At 42.6% G+C, this 16,248-nt stretch carries 16 protein-coding genes; 1 reads left to right on the top strand and 15 read right to left on the bottom strand.

Annotated elements, in window-relative coordinates:
• Positions 1-37 precede the first annotated feature (37 nt).
• The 9 genes from malS to MHH40_RS12360 form a co-directional block, all read right to left on the bottom strand.
• Positions 38-1,738, bottom strand: a complete 1,701-nt coding sequence (gene malS / locus MHH40_RS12400) for an oxaloacetate-decarboxylating malate dehydrogenase (protein WP_003215037.1) — start codon at positions 1,736-1,738, stop codon at positions 38-40.
• A 278-nt stretch (positions 1,739-2,016) separates the two neighbouring features.
• Positions 2,017-2,619, bottom strand: a complete 603-nt coding sequence (locus MHH40_RS12395; RefSeq protein ID WP_003214626.1) for a thymidine kinase — start codon at positions 2,617-2,619, stop codon at positions 2,017-2,019.
• 87 nt (positions 2,620-2,706) lie between these two features.
• Positions 2,707-2,907, bottom strand: a complete 201-nt coding sequence (rpmE, locus tag MHH40_RS12390; protein ID WP_003215407.1) for a 50S ribosomal protein L31 — start codon at positions 2,905-2,907, stop codon at positions 2,707-2,709.
• Positions 2,908-3,037: 130 nt separating this feature from the next.
• Positions 3,038-4,321 carry a transcription termination factor Rho gene (gene rho, locus MHH40_RS12385; RefSeq protein WP_003215202.1) on the bottom strand — a complete coding sequence of 428 codons (1,284 nt, stop codon included), beginning with the start codon at positions 4,319-4,321 and terminating at the stop codon, positions 3,038-3,040.
• 364 nt (positions 4,322-4,685) lie between these two features.
• Positions 4,686-5,651, bottom strand: a complete 966-nt coding sequence (glpX, locus tag MHH40_RS12380; protein WP_003214904.1) for a class II fructose-bisphosphatase — start codon at positions 5,649-5,651, stop codon at positions 4,686-4,688.
• A 32-nt stretch (positions 5,652-5,683) separates the two neighbouring features.
• Positions 5,684-6,973 (bottom strand): UDP-N-acetylglucosamine 1-carboxyvinyltransferase, encoded by a 1,290-nt coding sequence (locus MHH40_RS12375; protein WP_340901148.1) that lies wholly within the window; start codon positions 6,971-6,973, stop codon positions 5,684-5,686.
• 247 nt (positions 6,974-7,220) lie between these two features.
• On the bottom strand, positions 7,221-7,859 hold the full coding sequence (gene fsa, locus MHH40_RS12370; RefSeq protein WP_003215343.1) for a fructose-6-phosphate aldolase: 639 nt from the start codon (positions 7,857-7,859) through the stop codon (positions 7,221-7,223).
• 112 nt (positions 7,860-7,971) lie between these two features.
• The gene (locus tag MHH40_RS12365) at positions 7,972-8,829 is read right to left on the bottom strand and encodes a class II fructose-bisphosphate aldolase (RefSeq protein ID WP_003214879.1); all 858 of its coding nucleotides are present in this window, start codon (positions 8,827-8,829) and stop codon (positions 7,972-7,974) included.
• A gap of 178 nt (positions 8,830-9,007) precedes the next feature.
• Positions 9,008-9,382 (bottom strand): response regulator, encoded by a 375-nt coding sequence (locus MHH40_RS12360; protein ID WP_003214681.1) that lies wholly within the window; start codon positions 9,380-9,382, stop codon positions 9,008-9,010.
• Positions 9,383-9,562: 180 nt separating this feature from the next.
• Between MHH40_RS12360 and MHH40_RS12355 the strand changes: the two genes are divergently transcribed.
• A complete protein-coding gene (locus MHH40_RS12355) occupies positions 9,563-10,093 on the top strand; it encodes a DUF2529 domain-containing protein (RefSeq protein ID WP_050944447.1) in 531 nt (176 codons plus the stop codon).
• A gap of 42 nt (positions 10,094-10,135) precedes the next feature.
• On the opposite strand, the gene pyrG is transcribed toward MHH40_RS12355, so the two are convergent.
• The 6 genes from pyrG to MHH40_RS12325 all read right to left on the bottom strand — a co-directional run bounded on the left by pyrG (position 10,136) and on the right by MHH40_RS12325 (position 16,248).
• Positions 10,136-11,743, bottom strand: coding sequence for a glutamine hydrolyzing CTP synthase (pyrG, locus tag MHH40_RS12350; RefSeq protein ID WP_003215143.1), 1,608 nt, complete (start codon positions 11,741-11,743; stop codon positions 10,136-10,138).
• 238 nt (positions 11,744-11,981) lie between these two features.
• A complete protein-coding gene (gene rpoE / locus MHH40_RS12345; protein WP_003214586.1) occupies positions 11,982-12,521 on the bottom strand; it encodes a DNA-directed RNA polymerase subunit delta in 540 nt (179 codons plus the stop codon).
• A gap of 237 nt (positions 12,522-12,758) precedes the next feature.
• Complete coding sequence (locus MHH40_RS12340) at positions 12,759-12,956, bottom strand: hypothetical protein (protein WP_050944448.1); 198 nt, start codon at positions 12,954-12,956, stop codon at positions 12,759-12,761.
• A 145-nt stretch (positions 12,957-13,101) separates the two neighbouring features.
• Positions 13,102-14,244: an acyl-CoA dehydrogenase gene (locus MHH40_RS12335; RefSeq protein ID WP_050944449.1), complete on the bottom strand. Its 1,143-nt coding sequence runs from the start codon at positions 14,242-14,244 to the stop codon at positions 13,102-13,104.
• Between the two features lie 16 nt (positions 14,245-14,260).
• Positions 14,261-15,373, bottom strand: coding sequence for an acyl-CoA dehydrogenase family protein (locus MHH40_RS12330; protein ID WP_050944450.1), 1,113 nt, complete (start codon positions 15,371-15,373; stop codon positions 14,261-14,263).
• A gap of 11 nt (positions 15,374-15,384) precedes the next feature.
• Positions 15,385-16,248, bottom strand: a complete 864-nt coding sequence (locus tag MHH40_RS12325) for a 3-hydroxybutyryl-CoA dehydrogenase (protein WP_050944451.1) — start codon at positions 16,246-16,248, stop codon at positions 15,385-15,387.

Here is a 16,248-nt window from a genome sequence, read left to right as displayed (position 1 = left end):
TTAAATTACCCTAAACAATGCCGCGTTACACAATTTATTATGCTCTTACAATTTTTTTATATTCAGGAATCCACATTGCATCTTTCACAGCTTGTTCGATGTCGTCAGGCGTTCTTCTTGCGACACCATCTTTAATTGCTGCTTTTGCCACTTCAATGGCCACTTTGATAGAAACTTCTTGCAATTTATCAATGCTTGGAAGAAGACCAGCACCTGGTTTATCATGATCAACCATTTCAGCAATCGCATCTGCAGAAGCAACGAACATGCCTTTTGTGATGATTTTTGATTCCGTTACGATTGAGCCAAGACCAAGTCCAGGGAAAACGAACGCATTGTTTGATTGTCCAATTTCATGTTCAATTCCGTTATACTCAACGTTTTCGAACGGGCTTCCTGTTGCAACAAGTGCACGGCCGTCTGTCCATTTGAATAGATCTTCTGGAACAGCTTCCGCAAGTGGTGTTGGGTTAGACATTGGCATGATCACTGGACGCTCTGTATGTGCTGCGATTTCTTTAATGATTTCTTCAGTGAATGCACCGCCTTGACCTGATGTACCAATTAGAATCGTTGGCTTCACCCTGCGAACAGTTTCAGCAAATGAGATTTGCCCTTTTTCATCACGTGCCCAGCCTTCTACTTCATCAGAAGAACGAAGGTAAGGTTTTTGGAAATCAAACACTTCATCTTCGAATTGATCTGTCAGTAATCCTCTGTAGTCTAAAGTCCAGAAAGCATTGTTTGCTTCTTCTTCACTTAGACCTTCAAGAACCATTGTGTCACGCATTTGATCTGCGATTCCGATTCCAGCTGATCCAGCTCCGAAGATCATCACACGGTGATCTTTCAATTGAGTACCAGTTTTCTTGACAGCTGCAAGAACACCCGCTAAAGTAATGGCACCAGTACCTTGAATATCATCATTGAATGTTAAGATGTTATCATTGTATTTTTTCATGATGTTACGCGCATTTTTGTTTCCAAGGTCTTCCCAGTGAAGCAATGCTTTCGGGAAGAATTTAAGCGCTGCTTTTACATATGCATCAATGAATTCTTCGTATTTTTCACCTTGTACACGTTTGTGATGGTTTCCGATGTATAATGGATCATTCAATAATTTTTCATTGTTTGTTCCAACATCTAATACGACTGGAATCACGCGGCTTGGATCAATACCTGCAGCAGCCGTGTAAACAGCTAATTTACCAATTGCGATGTTGATACCACCAACACCCCAGTCACCAATTCCAAGAATGCTCTCAGAGTCAGTTGCTACGATCAGGTCGATATCTCCTGCTGTTGCATGTAAGTTTTCAAATGCTTTCTCAATGCCGTCAATGTTCTCGATTGAAAGATAGACACCATGAGGTCTTCTGTATTCATGGCTGTATTCTTGAATCGCTTCACCAACAGTTGGTGTGTACACAACAGGAAGCATTTCACGAAGCTTGTCTGATATAAGCTTATAGAACAATACTTCGTTACGGTTTTGCAAATCACTTAAGTATACGTTTTGACGAAGACGATCTGGCTGTGCTAGGAATTGCTTGTACGCTCTCTCCGCTTGTTGTTCTAAAGTGAGAACAGTTGGAGGAAGTAAGCCTTCTAGTCCAAGCTCTTGTCTTTCTTCTTCAGAAAAAGCAACGCCTTTGTTCAACGTTGGAATCGATAATACATCTTTACCTGTCAATGTGGTTTCGAGGTACCCTTCTTTTGTTTTCTTCACGTTGTTCATCAAAAACTACCCTCTTTCTAAAATATAAATAAAGTGAACTATTAATTTAAAGAACGATTAAGGAGAATAATCCTTAATCAAAAAAATTATGACAAGAAATCGAACTTTTCGTTAAAATGCTTTACACTACAGTTAGTCATTTTATGCCTGCTTATACTAAAACGCAAGCGTTGAAAATTAGATAATTTTTTCGTAGCGTTATTTAATTTATTTAAGTACAAATGATGGGTGTTCAGCCAAAATCTCAAAAAACGAAACACAGCGGCATTTGCTATTTTTTAATTGTCAAGTGTTGTACCAACGTCAAGTCTTGGTACTTCATGGTGATGTCTGCATCGTGCTTCGTATGATTCCTGCGCACCTACTAAAATAATGGGATCATCATAGGATGCGGGTTTACCGTCGATCAAGCGTTGTGTTCTACTCGCTGGGGAGCCGCATACCGAACAAACTGCTTGAAGTTTTGTTACAAGCTCTGCACATGCCATTAAATGCGGAACAACACCAAATGGCTCTCCTCTGAAGTCTTGATCAAGGCCTGCAACAATGACTCGGTAACCTTTATCAGCCAATTGAGTGACAATGTCAATGATTGTCTCATCAAAAAATTGCACCTCATCTATGCCAATGACATCGGTTCTTTCTGATATGTGCGTTATTATGTCTTTTGGTGAGGCTACTGCAATCCCATCGACCGATGAACCGTTATGTGAAACAACTGAGCTTGTACTATATCGGTTATCAATCGCTGGTTTGAATATTTTTACTTCTTGTTTGGCAAAGGTGGCCCTTTTGGCTCTCCGAATCAATTCTTCCGACTTTCCAGAAAACATACTTCCGCAGATGACTTCAAGCCAACCGCTTTGTTTCATCACATACATAAGGTCTTCTCCCCCGTTTTAAAGTTCCATCAATCCACGTAAAAAAACAGGCAAGAACGGATTCCTGCCTGTTTATTGTATCTATTATTACTTAAGACCGTATTTTTTGTTAAAGCGGTCAACACGTCCATCAGCAGAAGCGAATTTTTGACGGCCTGTATAGAAAGGATGGCACTCAGAGCAAATCTCGATGCGTACCTCTTCTTTTACTGATCCAGTTTCAAACTCATTTCCACAAGCGCATTTGACTGTAGCTTTTTTGTAGTTAGGATGAATTCCTGTTTTCATCTACTGTCATCTCCTTCCGCCCTGAATCCAATTCGGAAACAGAGTTAATATCTCAGAATAAATTCTGAAACGCACATGATGAAATTATAACAGTGTGAGTCTATGATTGCAAATGTATTTTTTCAACAAGCTATCTTCTTGATGCAGACATGTTCGCTTGTTTCCATTCTTGCGTTAAAATATCGAAAAATTCTTGGTTTGTCTTTGTTTTTCTCATTTTGCGCATGAACTTCTCAGCAAAGTCAGGTGTATCTGACATCGATTTTCTCATCGCCCATAAACGATCAAGATGCTCTTTTGGTACAAGCAGTTCTTCTTTTCTCGTACCAGAACGACGAATGTCGATTGCTGGGAAAATTCTTCTTTCTGCAAGAGAGCGGTCCAAATGAAGCTCCATGTTCCCCGTTCCCTTAAATTCCTCATAAATCACATCATCCATACGTGATCCCGTATCAACGAGCGCAGTGGCTAAAATCGTCAAGCTTCCGCCTTCTTCAATGTTACGCGCAGCACCAAAGAAGCGTTTTGGACGGTGGAAAGCCGCTGGATCAATACCGCCGGAAAGCGTTCGGCCGCTTGGCGGGATGACAAGGTTGTACGCACGAGCAAGCCTTGTGATGCTGTCCATTAAGATGATGACATCTTTCTTATGTTCGACAAGACGCATGGCACGCTCTAATACAAGCTCTGCTACTTTAATGTGGTTTTCCGGTACTTCGTCAAAGGTTGAACTAACAACATCCCCTGCAACAGAACGTTCGATATCTGTTACTTCCTCTGGGCGTTCGTCAATTAAAAGGACAATCAGCTCTGACTCTGGATGATTTTCAGAAATGCTGTTGGCAATTTCTTTGAGCAAAATGGTTTTCCCAGCCTTAGGCGGTGCAACAATTAAACCACGCTGCCCAAACCCAACTGGCGCCATCATATCCATAATTCTAGTAGACAGGTGATTAGGCTGTGTTTCAAGAATCATTTGACGATCAGGGAATAGCGGCGTGAGTGCAGGAAAGTGAACACGTTCCTTAGCTGATTCTGGGTCGTCCCCATTTACCGCTTCGACATGAAGGAGGCCATAGTAGCGTTCATTCTCTTTTGGAGGTCGTACCTTTCCAGACACCTTATCTCCGTTTCGTAAATCAAAGCGTCTGATTTGTGAAGCTGAAATATAAATGTCTTCAGAACTTGGGGAGTAGTTAATTGGTCTTAAGAAACCAAATCCCTCAGACTGAATAATTTCAAGAACCCCTTCCATAAATAAAAGATCCTCTTGCTCAGCGTTCGCCTTTAAAATGGCAAAGATTAATTCTTTTTTTGTTAGTTTGCTGTAATAAGAGATTTTGTACTTTTTTGCTAGCTCATACAGCTCTTTTAATTTCATATTTTCCAAAGATGAAATCGAAACATCTTTCAATATGGACACCACACTTTTCTAGTCAATGTATTTCATTACAAATGCATGACCATTGTATTTGATTAGCTTTTAATTCCGTTTTTGTTGGAATGACCTCGCTCTCATGGTAACGCTCCCACTCGTTTTATCGTAAAGATAGGAACAATGTGAACTCGAGCTTTGTCAACATAGAGAAGGATAATGAGTATATCGTCATGATGCGGCAGTATTTAAACTTGTTGAAGCTTAAAAGAAGTAAATTCGCAGAAAATTTCGCAGCACTCTTTAGTTTTACCTCATTTGCAGAGAATATTCAACTTTAAAAAGAAAATGATATACATTTGACACCTATATGAAAAGCGGGTAATAAATACCCGCTTTCAGATTACGGACGAATGACAAGATTCGGTTTTTTCTTTAAGCTATGTCTGCCGTCTACGAAACGAACTGTACCTGATTTCGCACGCATAACAACGCTATGTGTTGTTCCAACAGAGCCTTTGAATTGAACACCTTTTAATAGCTCACCGTCTGTTACACCAGTCGCTGCAAAAATGGCGTCGTCGCCTTTCACGAGGTCTTCCATTCTTAGGACTTTGCCAACATCTAGCCCCATTTTCTCACAGCGTCTTAATTCTTCTTCACTTTGAGGAAGAAGCCTTCCGTGGATTTCACCACCAAGTGCCTTTAACGCAACAGCAGAAAGGACACCTTCGGGCGCTCCGCCTGAACCAAATAGAATATCAACACCTGTATGATCAAATGCTGTATTAATGGCTCCTGCAACGTCACCATCATCGATCAGTTTGATTCTTGCTCCTGCTTCTCTCAGTTCAGCAATGATTTTCTCATGTCGATCTCTGTTTAAAATCGTTGCAACCACATCTTCAATATCTTTGTTTTTTGCTTTTGCTACAGCGCGAAGATTGTCAATGACAGGCGCTTCAATGTCGATGCAGCCTACCGCTTCTGGACCTACTGCGATCTTATCCATGTACATATCAGGTGCATTCAGCAAGTTGCCATGATCTGCAACTGCAATAACAGCTAAGGCATTCCAGCCGCCACTTGCCACAATATTTGTTCCTTCTAATGGATCAACAGCTACATCCACGCGAGGTCCGTATCCGTTCCCAAGCTTTTCCCCAATATAAAGCATTGGTGCTTCGTCCATTTCCCCCTCGCCAATGACCACTGTTCCTTTCATCGGAATGGTATCAAATACATCACGCATTGCACTTGTTGCAGCATCATCCGCTTCGTCTTTTAATCCTCTTCCCATCCAACGAGCAGATTTTAATGCGGCTGCTTCTGTCACCCGTACTAGTTCCATCGATAAACTTCTTTCCATTTTTGTCCAAATCTCCTCTCACAGTCAAAGCCTTATGAATTTTGAAGTTCTTCTATTTCTTGGTCACTCAGCTTTTCACGCCAGATGGTTGCACCCAAGCCTTCAAGCTTCTTCTCAAGCAAACTATATCCTCTGTCTATATGTTCAAGCCCTGTGATTTCGGTCACACCGTCTGCCATTAGCCCTGCAACGACGAGACAAGCACCTGCACGCAGGTCACTTGCTTTCACCTTTGCTCCTTGAAGCTGCGTTTGTCCAGTGATAATGGCAGATCTTCCTTCGACCTTCATGTTTGCACCCATTCGACGCAATTCGTCAATGTGCTTAAAGCGGGCTGAGTAGATCGTATCTGTGACCACACTCGTGCCTTTCGACTTTGTTAACAGCGCCGTCATCGGCTGCTGAAGGTCCGTCGGAAAGCCCGGATACACAAGGGTTTTGATATCGACAGGCTTGAGCCCTTCGTTTCTGCCAACGATCAGCATCTGATCGTTGCTCGTTTCAATGGTGAACCCCATCTCTCTAAGTTTCGCCGTAATTGATTCTAAATGAGTTGGGATCACATTATCAAGTACAACTTCATCTCCCATCGCAGCACCAGCAATTAAAAATGTGCCTGCTTCTATACGGTCAGGGATGATGGAATGCTTACAGCCATGAAGAGATTCTACACCTTCGATTCGAATCACATCAGTACCCGCACCTTTGATTTTGGCTCCCATGCTTGCAAGCAGTGTCGCTACATCAATAATTTCGGGTTCTTTTGCGGCATTTTCAATGACCGTTTTTCCTTCAGCCAGTACGGCTGCCAGCATGATATTGATGGTCGCACCTACACTGACCACATCAAGGTAAATACGGGCTCCGACTAATTTTTCAGCGCGCAAATAAATGGCACCCTGCTCGTTTGTCACCTCGGCTCCGAGTGCTTCAAAGCCTTTGATATGCTGATCGATCGGCCTAGGTCCTAAGTGGCACCCTCCTGGCAGCCCAATGACAGCCTGCTTGAATCTTCCCAGCATAGCGCCCATTAAATAATAAGACGCACGCAGTTTCTTCACTTTCCCATTAGGAAGAGGCATACTGATCATGGAAGCAGGATTGACAACCATTTCACCTTTTTCAAACGTGACCTTTCCGCCAATCTCTTCTAACAGATCTCGTAATGTGTCAATATCTGAAATATGCGGAAGGCCCTCAATCGTTACTGGAGAATCAGCGAGAATCGTGGCAGGAATCAGTGCCACTGCACTATTTTTCGCACCACTAATATGTACGGTCCCGCGTAAGGGGTCACCGCCGGCAATGTTTAACTTTTCCATATTTGTCTCCCTTCTTAAAGAAGATCACTGTTGGAGTTATACTGTTTGTGGATGTCGCGCTTTAAAAGGTCTTGTCCAAAATTTAGCCAATATCAAGAGAAAGAATACAGGTTAAACGAAATTTGTCGGAAGAAAAATAATCGAAGCTTTGCGAGGCTGTGATGTTCTCTTCTTTGCACAAAACATTTCTTAGCGTTTTTAAGGAAAACTGCGGCAAACAGGAGACAATCCCGCCTGCCACAATCACTTATTTATTCCAATCTGCTAAAAATTGCTCAATGCCCGCATCCGTTAATGGGTGTTTCGTCAGCTGCTTGATGACTTTCAGCGGCATTGTGCCGATATGAGCACCTCTAAGTGCAGCTTCTGTCACGTGCTGCGGATGACGAATGGATGCAGCAATGATTTGTGTATCTAAGCCATGAACATCAAAAATGGTTTTCACTTCGCTGATGAGATCGAGACCATTTTGGCCAATGTCATCTAAGCGGCCGAGGAATGGAGAGACATACGTCGCACCAGCTCTAGCTGCAAGAAGTGCCTGGTTTGCACTAAAAATCAAAGTAACGTTTGTTTTAATTCCAAGGTCTGTTAACGCTTTGACAGCTTTAAGACCATCTGTTGTCATTGGAATTTTAACCGTGATATTTGGTGCGATGGCAGCAAGCTCTTTTCCTTCTTCAATCATTTCTTCTGCTTTGAGGGAAATGACTTCCGCACTGACAGAACCTGATACCACGTCAGTGATTTCGCGAAGACGGTCGTGGAATGATACGTCCTTTTCTTTCGCTACTAAACTAGGGTTTGTTGTGACGCCTGCTAAAATGCCAAGCTCGTGCGCCTCTTTGATGTCTGCGATATTCGCTGTATCTACGAAAAATAACATAACCGTGCCACTCTCCTATCAATAAATTGTCTGAAATGTAAATTTTGATTGCGCTTTCTCAAGATATGGAGAAAACCGCCTGTGACTCAGGCGGCTTTCGGTTCTCATCAAATTATGCTTGGTTAGAAGAACCAAATTCACGCATTTTGCCGATAACAGTCGCTTTAATTGCGTCACGAGCTGGTCCAAGATATTTACGTGGATCATACTCTTCTGTTTTTGCAGCAAGTGTTTCGCGTACTGCTTTCGCAGAAGCAATTTGGTTTTCAGTGTTTACATTGATTTTAGCTGTACCAAGTGAAATTGAGCGCTTGATGTCAGCAGTTGGGATACCTGTTCCGCCATGAAGAACAAGTGGAAGACCTGTCATTTTACCAATTTCTTCCATTTCAGTGAAACCAAGGTTTGGTTCACCTTTGTATGGACCATGTACTGAACCTAATGCAGGTGCAAGGCAGTCAATACCAGTGCGTTCTACAAGCTCTTGGCACTCTTTTGGATCAGCATAAATAACGCCCTCAGCGATGACGTCGTCTTCTTGTCCGCCAACAGTTCCAAGCTCAGCTTCTACAGATACACCGTGGAAATGAGCAAGCTCAACTACTTTCGCAGTTGTTGCTACGTTCTCATCGAATGGATGGTGAGAAGCGTCGATCATGACAGAAGTAAATCCTGCATGGATTGCTTTTGCACAAGATTCAAAGCTTGAACCGTGATCTAAATGAATCGCAACAGGAACTGTTACATTATATTCTTCGATTAACGCTTTAACCATTGCGACAACTGTTTTGAAGCCGCCCATGTAGCGTCCTGCTCCTTCAGATACTCCTAAGATAACTGGAGATTTCTCTTCTTCAGCAGCTTGTAAAATCGCTTGCGTGAATTCTAAATTATTTAAGTTAAACTGTCCAACAGCGTAACCTTTTTCCTTTGCGTCTTTCAACATTTCTGTCATTGAAACTAAAGGCATGATGAAAAATCCTCCCTATGTAGCTAATTTGCTTACTAAAAAAAGCTCTCCACCCTAGCATGACCAGAATTTCTCGCCATATGTAAACTTTCAAAGTCAGATCGCTTTCTTCTTCTTATCTAGGATACCAATTATTCGACAAATCGGCAACAGAATGACTCGATTCAATCATTTCCATCTAACCGTTTGTTTCGAGCGGTAAGTATTCTTTGACAGCATCTCGGATCTCATCAATATCAAAAGGTTTCGCAAAATGCGTCAAAGCACCGAGTTCTTTGGATTCTTGGATCATGTCTAATTCGCCATAGGCTGTCATAATGATGACACGGATGTCTTCATCAATTAATTTCATGCGTTTTAAAATTTCAATTCCATCCATTCCGGGAATCTTCATATCAAGCAGCACAAGGTTTGGTCTATGATTTTTCACAATATCTAACGCCTGAAGTCCATTCGCTGCTTGGAAGGTTTGATAGCCTTCTTTATGAAACACTTCATTCAATAATATTCTAATACCATATTGATCATCGACAATTAAAATTTTCTCATTCATCTGTTACACCCCATTGCTTTCATTTTTCGCCATAAAAAGAGCTGTTGTTAAATAATTCTGTTTGATTTTCACATTTCCTTTATTTATAATAGTTTACTTTACGACATTTTCTGAGCATTTTTCCTAATATTCTCTTTATATTCTATTATAAAATGATCTGACCGAAGGAGGAAATCAGTCTTGTTAAAAATTTTCACGACCCAGTTATCAGGTATTTTTTCACGTATTGGAGAAAAGCAGGCTGAAGCGATCGAGGATGGTGCACGCCTTCTTGCACAAGCCATTGTCAGTGGACATGCTGTTTATTTTCACGGGAAGAATGAACTGGCTGCTGTAGCCCTAGAGGCAACTGAAAGCAAGGAGCCATTTCCAGGTGCGAAAGTGCTGCCGCTTGATCAAATGGAGCGTAGCTTGCTTCATCCAAGCGATAGAGTGCTGCTATTTTATTCAGACCCAGAAGACGAGGAGATTCAATCTCTTGTAAAAGAACTGCACGCGCAAGGGACGCCCGTTGTTGGTGTCGGGCCGGCACAAAAGGAGCCGTCCATGATTGAAGAGCTTTGTGATGTCCATATTGATTTTCAGCTCAAGAAACCGCTTGTGCCCGCTGATGACGGAACAAGGTTCGGTTATCCTGCTTTAATGACATGCTTATACGTCTACCACGCTCTATCGTTTACTGTGAAAGAAATCGTTGAGGAATATGAATAAAAAAACTGCCGAGAAGATGATATTCTCGGCAGTTTTTTTGTTTTATTTTGATTCAGATGCTTGCAGTGAAGCACCAACGAAATCTCTAAATAATGGCTGAGGTCTTGTCGGTCTTGAGACGAATTCTGGGTGGAATTGAGAAGCAAGGAACCAAGGATGATCCTTCAGCTCGATAATTTCAACAAGACGTCCGTCTGGGCTTGTACCAGAGAAGACAAATCCTGCAGCTTCCATTTGCTGTCTGAATTCATTATTAAACTCATAGCGATGGCGGTGGCGTTCGTAGACCACTTCATCGTTGTATGCAGCAAATGCTTTGGAGTCTTCATTTAATTTACATGGATACAGACCAAGACGAAGTGTTCCGCCTAAATCATCTACATCCTTCTGTTCTGGAAGAAGGTCAATAATTGGGAATGCTGTTTCAGGATCAATTTCCGCTGAATGAGCTCCTTCAAGGCCTAGTACGTTTCGTGCATATTCGATTGACGCAACTTGCATTCCTAAGCAAATTCCGAAGAATGGCACTTTGTTTTCACGGGCATATTGTGTAGCAATAATTTTCCCTTCCACTCCGCGGTCTCCGAAGCCTCCAGGAACGATGATGCCATCGACATCTTGCGCGAAATCAGCCATATTTTCTGCTGTCACTTCTTCTGCATTGATCCATTTGATTTGAACGTCTGCATCAAATGCATAACCAGCATGGCGAAGTGATTCAACGACAGAAATGTATGCATCTTGCAATTCAACATATTTTCCTACTAGACCAATTGTGACTTGTTTTGAGAGGTTTTGCACTTTATCGACTAGCGCTGTCCACTCCGTCATGTCTGCATCTTGACAGTCAAGTTTCATATGTTCACATACAAGCTTGTCTAGTCCTTGTTTTTGTAAATCAAGCGGAATAGAGTACAGCGTGTCTGCATCCTGACATTCGATAACAGCTTTTGTATCAATATCACAGAATAACGCAATTTTGTCCTTCATGTCTTGGGTCATTGGCATTTCAGTTCTAACCACAATAACGTTTGGCTGAATACCAAGGCTGCGAAGTTCTTTTACACTATGCTGTGTCGGTTTTGTTTTCAGTTCACCTGCTGCCCGAATGTAAGGAACAAGGGTACAATGAATGTACATGACGTTTTCACGGCCAATGTCACTCTTCATTTGACGAATCGCTTCTAGGAATGGAAGGGATTCGATGTCTCCTACTGTTCCGCCGATTTCTGTGATGACCACATCTGCACCTGTTTCTTTTCCGGCACGGTACACGCGATCTTTAATTTCATTTGTAATATGGGGAATAACCTGTACAGTTCCGCCTAAATAGTCACCGCGGCGCTCTTTCTTCAGAACAGTAGAGTAGATTTTACCTGTTGTGACGTTGCTGTACTTATTTAAGTTAATATCAATGAAGCGCTCATAGTGACCTAAATCAAGGTCTGTTTCAGCACCGTCATCTGTGACGAAAACCTCACCGTGCTGATATGGACTCATCGTCCCTGGGTCTACGTTGATATATGGATCGAATTTTTGAATGGTGACATCCATCCCTCTATTTTTCAGAAGGCGGCCTAACGAGGCAGCCGTGATCCCTTTTCCAAGTGAGGAAACAACTCCTCCTGTTACAAAAATATACTTTGTCATTTCGTATGCTCCTCTCTTTTTTACCCTTGCATGACTAGACATGCACAGCTTCATCCTTTTTAGAGTGTATCCCTAAATCTCTTGAAAAATAAGAAAGCTCCCTTTCAAATAAATGAAAGGGAGCGTAAATGAACGTATCTTTACGTACTCTTTTTAGAGAGCCCAAAATACATACTACATAGTTCGCTCTCGAAAGTCAAGACGGTTTTGTCCTGTTTTGAGGACCGGTTTATGAGGGTTATTTCTCTTCCTCTTTATCGTCTAAATCGTCTTCGTCAATTTCTGTTAAGCCGTCATCATCTTCGTCATCATCTTCGTCGAATTCTTCTATATCTTCCTCAATTTCCTCATCATCGTCTAGGTCGAGATCATCGTCGTCTTCAACAAGATCAAGGTCTTCTTCAAGCTCTTCGATTTCCTCTTCCTCTTCAATTTCATCGAAGTCTTCTTCAACGACAGCTGCTTTTGTTTTTTTCTTTTTCGCTTTTGTTTTCACAGCTGGCTGAACTTCTTCTTCGATTTGATCAACTGGATACCAGCTGCGAAGTCCCCATCTCTGATCACCTAACGAAATAAAGCGGCCATCTATATTTAAGTCTGTATAAAATTGAGCAAGGCGATCATCAAGATCAGATTTTTGTATTCCTTGTAAACGGACCATTTCATCTATTAACTCGGAAAACGTAATCGGTGTTTTGCTGTCTCTGAAAATTTCATAGGCAAGTTCAACTAAAGACATGTGCTTGAGCTGTTCCTGTGAGTATTCTTTCAAACTCAAGGTCAGACACTCCCTTTCTATTACATGTATGTATCCATTTATCAGTGAAATAATAAGTGTTTATCCCTTATTTTTACGACAAACCATACCTCTCATTATAAACAAATTAGGGGAGTTTATGCCACCTTTAATCATGTTAATTTTTGATTTTTTCTCAAGGGGCTCATCATCTGCATGAAATGGGTCTGGCTTTTGTGTATGGTATGCTTTTTGTCTTTTAGTTTGTTCATCTCTATTTTAAAACGGGATTCTCTGAATGAATAAGATCACGATAGCAATCGTACATACCATTCCCGCAGGCATGAGGACAAATAGTTTTCTGCGGCTGTTTTCTTTTTCTTCCTTCTTTTTTGGAGACTTTGAAAGCTCTGTGGAGACCATAATCCAAATGATCATTGTGACTAATCCTAAAATACCCATAAATGTTGTGTTCATCATGAAAACCTCCATATTGATACTTTTGCCAATTTTATCATAATGATAAGGTGGCATGGGACAATTTTGGAAATAATTTAACATTTGAGGACTAATTTTCGCACCAAAACAGACCACCTCACATCAGGTGGTCTTTGCTTTGTTTCTACATATCTAGCAGTTTGCGCGAGATGACTAGGCGCTGGATTTCCTGTGTGCCTTCATAAATTTGGGTGATTTTCGCATCACGCATGTATCGTTCGACTGGGTAATCCTTTGTATAGCCGTAGCCGCCGAAGATTTGGACGGCTTCTGTTGTTACCTTCATGGCTGTATCTCCAGCAAAGAGCTTGGACATAGCTGATTCCTTTCCATACGGGAGCCCTTTCGTTTCGAGCCATGCTGCCTGATAAGTGAGCAGCCTGGAGGCTTCAATTGCGGTCGCCATATCTGCTAGCTTAAAAGCAATTCCTTGCTGCTGAATGATTGGTTTGCCGAATTGCTTGCGCTCCTTCGCATAATCGACTGCCGCATCAAGAGCGCCTTGTGCAATCCCAACTGCCTGTGCAGCAATGCCGTTTCTGCCGCCATCGAGGGTCATCATCGCTATTTTAAAGCCTTCTCCCTCTTGTCCGAGCCGGTTCCTTTCATGAATCCGGCAATCTTCAAATCGAATTTCGGTCGTTGGCGATGAACGAATGCCCAGTTTGCTTTCCTTTTTGCCAACAGAGAAGCCCGGTGTCTCTTTTTCTACAATAAAGGCGGTCGTATTTCGAGATGTAGCTTCTTGGTCAGTCACAGCAAACACAATATAATAATCCGCAATGCCTCCATTTGTAATAAAGATTTTCGCACCGTTCAGGACGTATTCATTGCCTGCCTTTACTGCCGTTGTCTTCATTCCGCCGGCATCTGAACCCGAACCGCTCTCAGTGAGTGCATATGCCCCTACCTTCTGTCCTTCTGCAAGCGGCTTTAAATAGGTCTCTTTTTGTTCATCTGTTCCGAAAGTATAGATGGGCCACGAGGCGAGAGAGGTGTGGGCGGAGAGGGTGACGCCTGTAGAGGCGCACACTCTTGAAAGCTCCTCCACTGCGATGACGTAGGCTAAATAATCACTACCGATCCCGCCTACCTCTTCCGGCCAAGGGATCCCCGTTAAACCGAGCTCCGCCATTTGGCGAAAAATAGTTGGATCATACGTTTCTGTCTCATCCCGCTCTGCTGCTGTTGGCTCTACTTCATTTTTCGCAAAATCCCTCACCATTTTTTGAATCATTTCATGTTCATCACTTAATTGAAACTGCATCATGAGCCACCTCGTTTCATATTAGCTGTTTACAAATGACCAGCCTTTGAATTTCACTTGTTCCTTCATAGATTTCACAAACTTTCGCATCACGAAAGTAACGTTGTGCTTGATAGCGATTCGAATAACCATCCATGCCGAGCAAATGGATCACTTCTGTACTGATCTCAACTGCCGTTCTTGAGGCAAATAGCTTTGCCATGGATGCTTCCTTTGTGACCGGACGATTCGCCTCTTTATAAGAAGCCGCTTGATAGACTAATAGTTTGGCTGCTTCAAGCTTCGCTGCCAAATCACCCAGCCGAATGGTCGTTTCTAGACCTGCCGGGTGCTGCTTTAAATAAGTCACTGCCTCAGTTAATGCGGCTTCTGCAATGCCGAGGCTTTGAGCCGCGATACCGATTCTCCCCGCATTTAAACTAGACATGGCTATGTGAAAGCCCTCTCCTTCTGCACCGAGCAGCTGCTGTTTTGGAATCCGCACAGCATCAAAATGAAGCGTAACGGTTTTTGACCCGTGCAGTCCCATCTTTTTCTCATCTTTTCCGATCGTAAATCCTGGTGTATCTTTCTCAACAATGAATGCCGATATATTTTTTTTCGCAGAAGCAGGATCTGTCACGGCAAAGACAAGATACAGTTCTGCTTCCCCGCCGCTTGTGATAAACATTTTTGTACCATTTAACACATAATGGTCGTCTGCCCGCTTTGCCCTTAGCTGAATACTGGAGGCATCTGAGCCTGCCTTCGGTTCAGTCAGGCAAAATGCTCCCAGCTTCTGCCCAGATGCAAGCAGCGGAACATAGGATTCTTTTTGCTCATTCGTTCCAAAAGCCAAAATAGGCATCGTCACAACAGATGTATGAACGGACACAATGACACCGATGGTCGCACTCACTTTGGATAATTCATGAATGGCGATGATATACGTTGTAAAATCTGCTCCTAAGCCTTGATACGATGCTGGTATTGGAATCCCCAGAAAGCCTTGTCGTCCCATTTCTGCTAAAAGTGTTCTTGGGAACTGACCTTGTTCCATGGCTTCCACTTCAGGGAATATACGCTGTCTTGCAAATTCTGCTGCCTGTTCTCTCCAGAGTCGCTGTTGATCCGTAAGCAAAACATCCATTTTGACTCCCCCTATGAGTGGTCGTGGTATGTGTAAAAACCTCTCTTTGTCTTTTTGCCCAGCCAGCCTGCATTCACGTATTTTTTCAAAAGAGGACAAGGTCGATATTTGCTATCCCCAAGTCCCTCATGAAGGGTATTCATAATAAATAAACATGTATCTAGTCCGATGAAATCAGCGAGACGAAGTGGCCCCATTGGGTGATTCATTCCAAGCGTCATGACACCGTCAATGCTTTCTGCATCTGCCACGCCTTCATAAAGGGTGTAAATGGCTTCATTGATCATTGGCATCAATATGCGGTTTGATACAAACCCTGGGAAGTCTTCCACTTCAATTGGGGTTTTGTTTAATGTCTTTGCTGTTTCACAAACGAGTTGATACGTGTCGTCACTCGTTTGCAGCGCTCGAATGACCTCAATGAGTCTCATGACAGGCACCGGATTCATAAAGTGCATGCCAATCACTTGCTCCGGTCTCCCCGTAACAGCTGCTAATTCAGTGATCGACAAGGAAGATGTGTTTGTTGCAAATATCGTCTTCGCCTCTGCAAATTGATCAAGTGTTTCAAAGATTTGTTTTTTTACACTCATTTGTTCAGATGCAGCTTCAATCACTAAGTGAGCCTGCTGCACGTCCTTTAAATCTGTAGATACAGCAAGCCGCTGCGTAATATCTCGGACTGCCTGATGGGCTAGCTTTCCTTTTTCTGCCCGTTTCGTCAGTTGTTTGGTCATGGAGGAAATGGCCCGATGAATCTGCTTTTCAGATGCATCATGCAGCAGGACTGTGTAGCCAGACTGAGCAAAAACTTGGGCAATGCCTGATCCCATTTGACCAGCTCCAACGACCATGACGGTTTCTTCTGTACTCAT

This window comes from Bacillus sp. FSL K6-2431, assembly GCF_038005165.1.
Classification (GTDB): domain Bacteria; phylum Bacillota; class Bacilli; order Bacillales; family Bacillaceae; genus Bacillus; species Bacillus pumilus.
The sequence above is the reverse complement of the archived record's forward strand: the minus strand, read 5'-3'. Positions and strand labels throughout refer to the sequence as shown.

Coding starts and splice junctions, on each gene's coding strand:
- malS (WP_003215037.1), bottom strand. CDS start 1,738: ATGAACAACGTGAAGAAAACAAAAGAAGGGTACCTCGAAACCACATTG.
- MHH40_RS12395 (WP_003214626.1), bottom strand. CDS start 2,619: ATGTATGTGATGAAACAAAGCGGTTGGCTTGAAGTCATCTGCGGAAGT.
- rpmE (WP_003215407.1), bottom strand. CDS start 2,907: ATGAAAACAGGAATTCATCCTAACTACAAAAAAGCTACAGTCAAATGC.
- glpX (WP_003214904.1), bottom strand. CDS start 5,651: ATGGAAAGAAGTTTATCGATGGAACTAGTACGGGTGACAGAAGCAGCC.
- MHH40_RS12375 (WP_340901148.1), bottom strand. CDS start 6,973: ATGGAAAAGTTAAACATTGCCGGCGGTGACCCCTTACGCGGGACCGTA.
- fsa (WP_003215343.1), bottom strand. CDS start 7,859: ATGTTATTTTTCGTAGATACAGCGAATATCGCAGACATCAAAGAGGCG.
- MHH40_RS12365 (WP_003214879.1), bottom strand. CDS start 8,829: ATGCCTTTAGTTTCAATGACAGAAATGTTGAAAGACGCAAAGGAAAAA.
- MHH40_RS12360 (WP_003214681.1), bottom strand. CDS start 9,382: ATGAATGAGAAAATTTTAATTGTCGATGATCAATATGGTATTAGAATA.
- pyrG (WP_003215143.1), bottom strand. CDS start 11,743: ATGACAAAGTATATTTTTGTAACAGGAGGAGTTGTTTCCTCACTTGGA.
- MHH40_RS12340 (WP_050944448.1), bottom strand. CDS start 12,956: ATGAACACAACATTTATGGGTATTTTAGGATTAGTCACAATGATCATT.
- MHH40_RS12335 (WP_050944449.1), bottom strand. CDS start 14,244: ATGCAGTTTCAATTAAGTGATGAACATGAAATGATTCAAAAAATGGTG.
- MHH40_RS12330 (WP_050944450.1), bottom strand. CDS start 15,373: ATGGATGTTTTGCTTACGGATCAACAGCGACTCTGGAGAGAACAGGCA.
- MHH40_RS12325 (WP_050944451.1), bottom strand. CDS start 16,248: ATGAGTACAGAAGAAACCGTCATGGTCGTTGGAGCTGGTCAAATGGGA.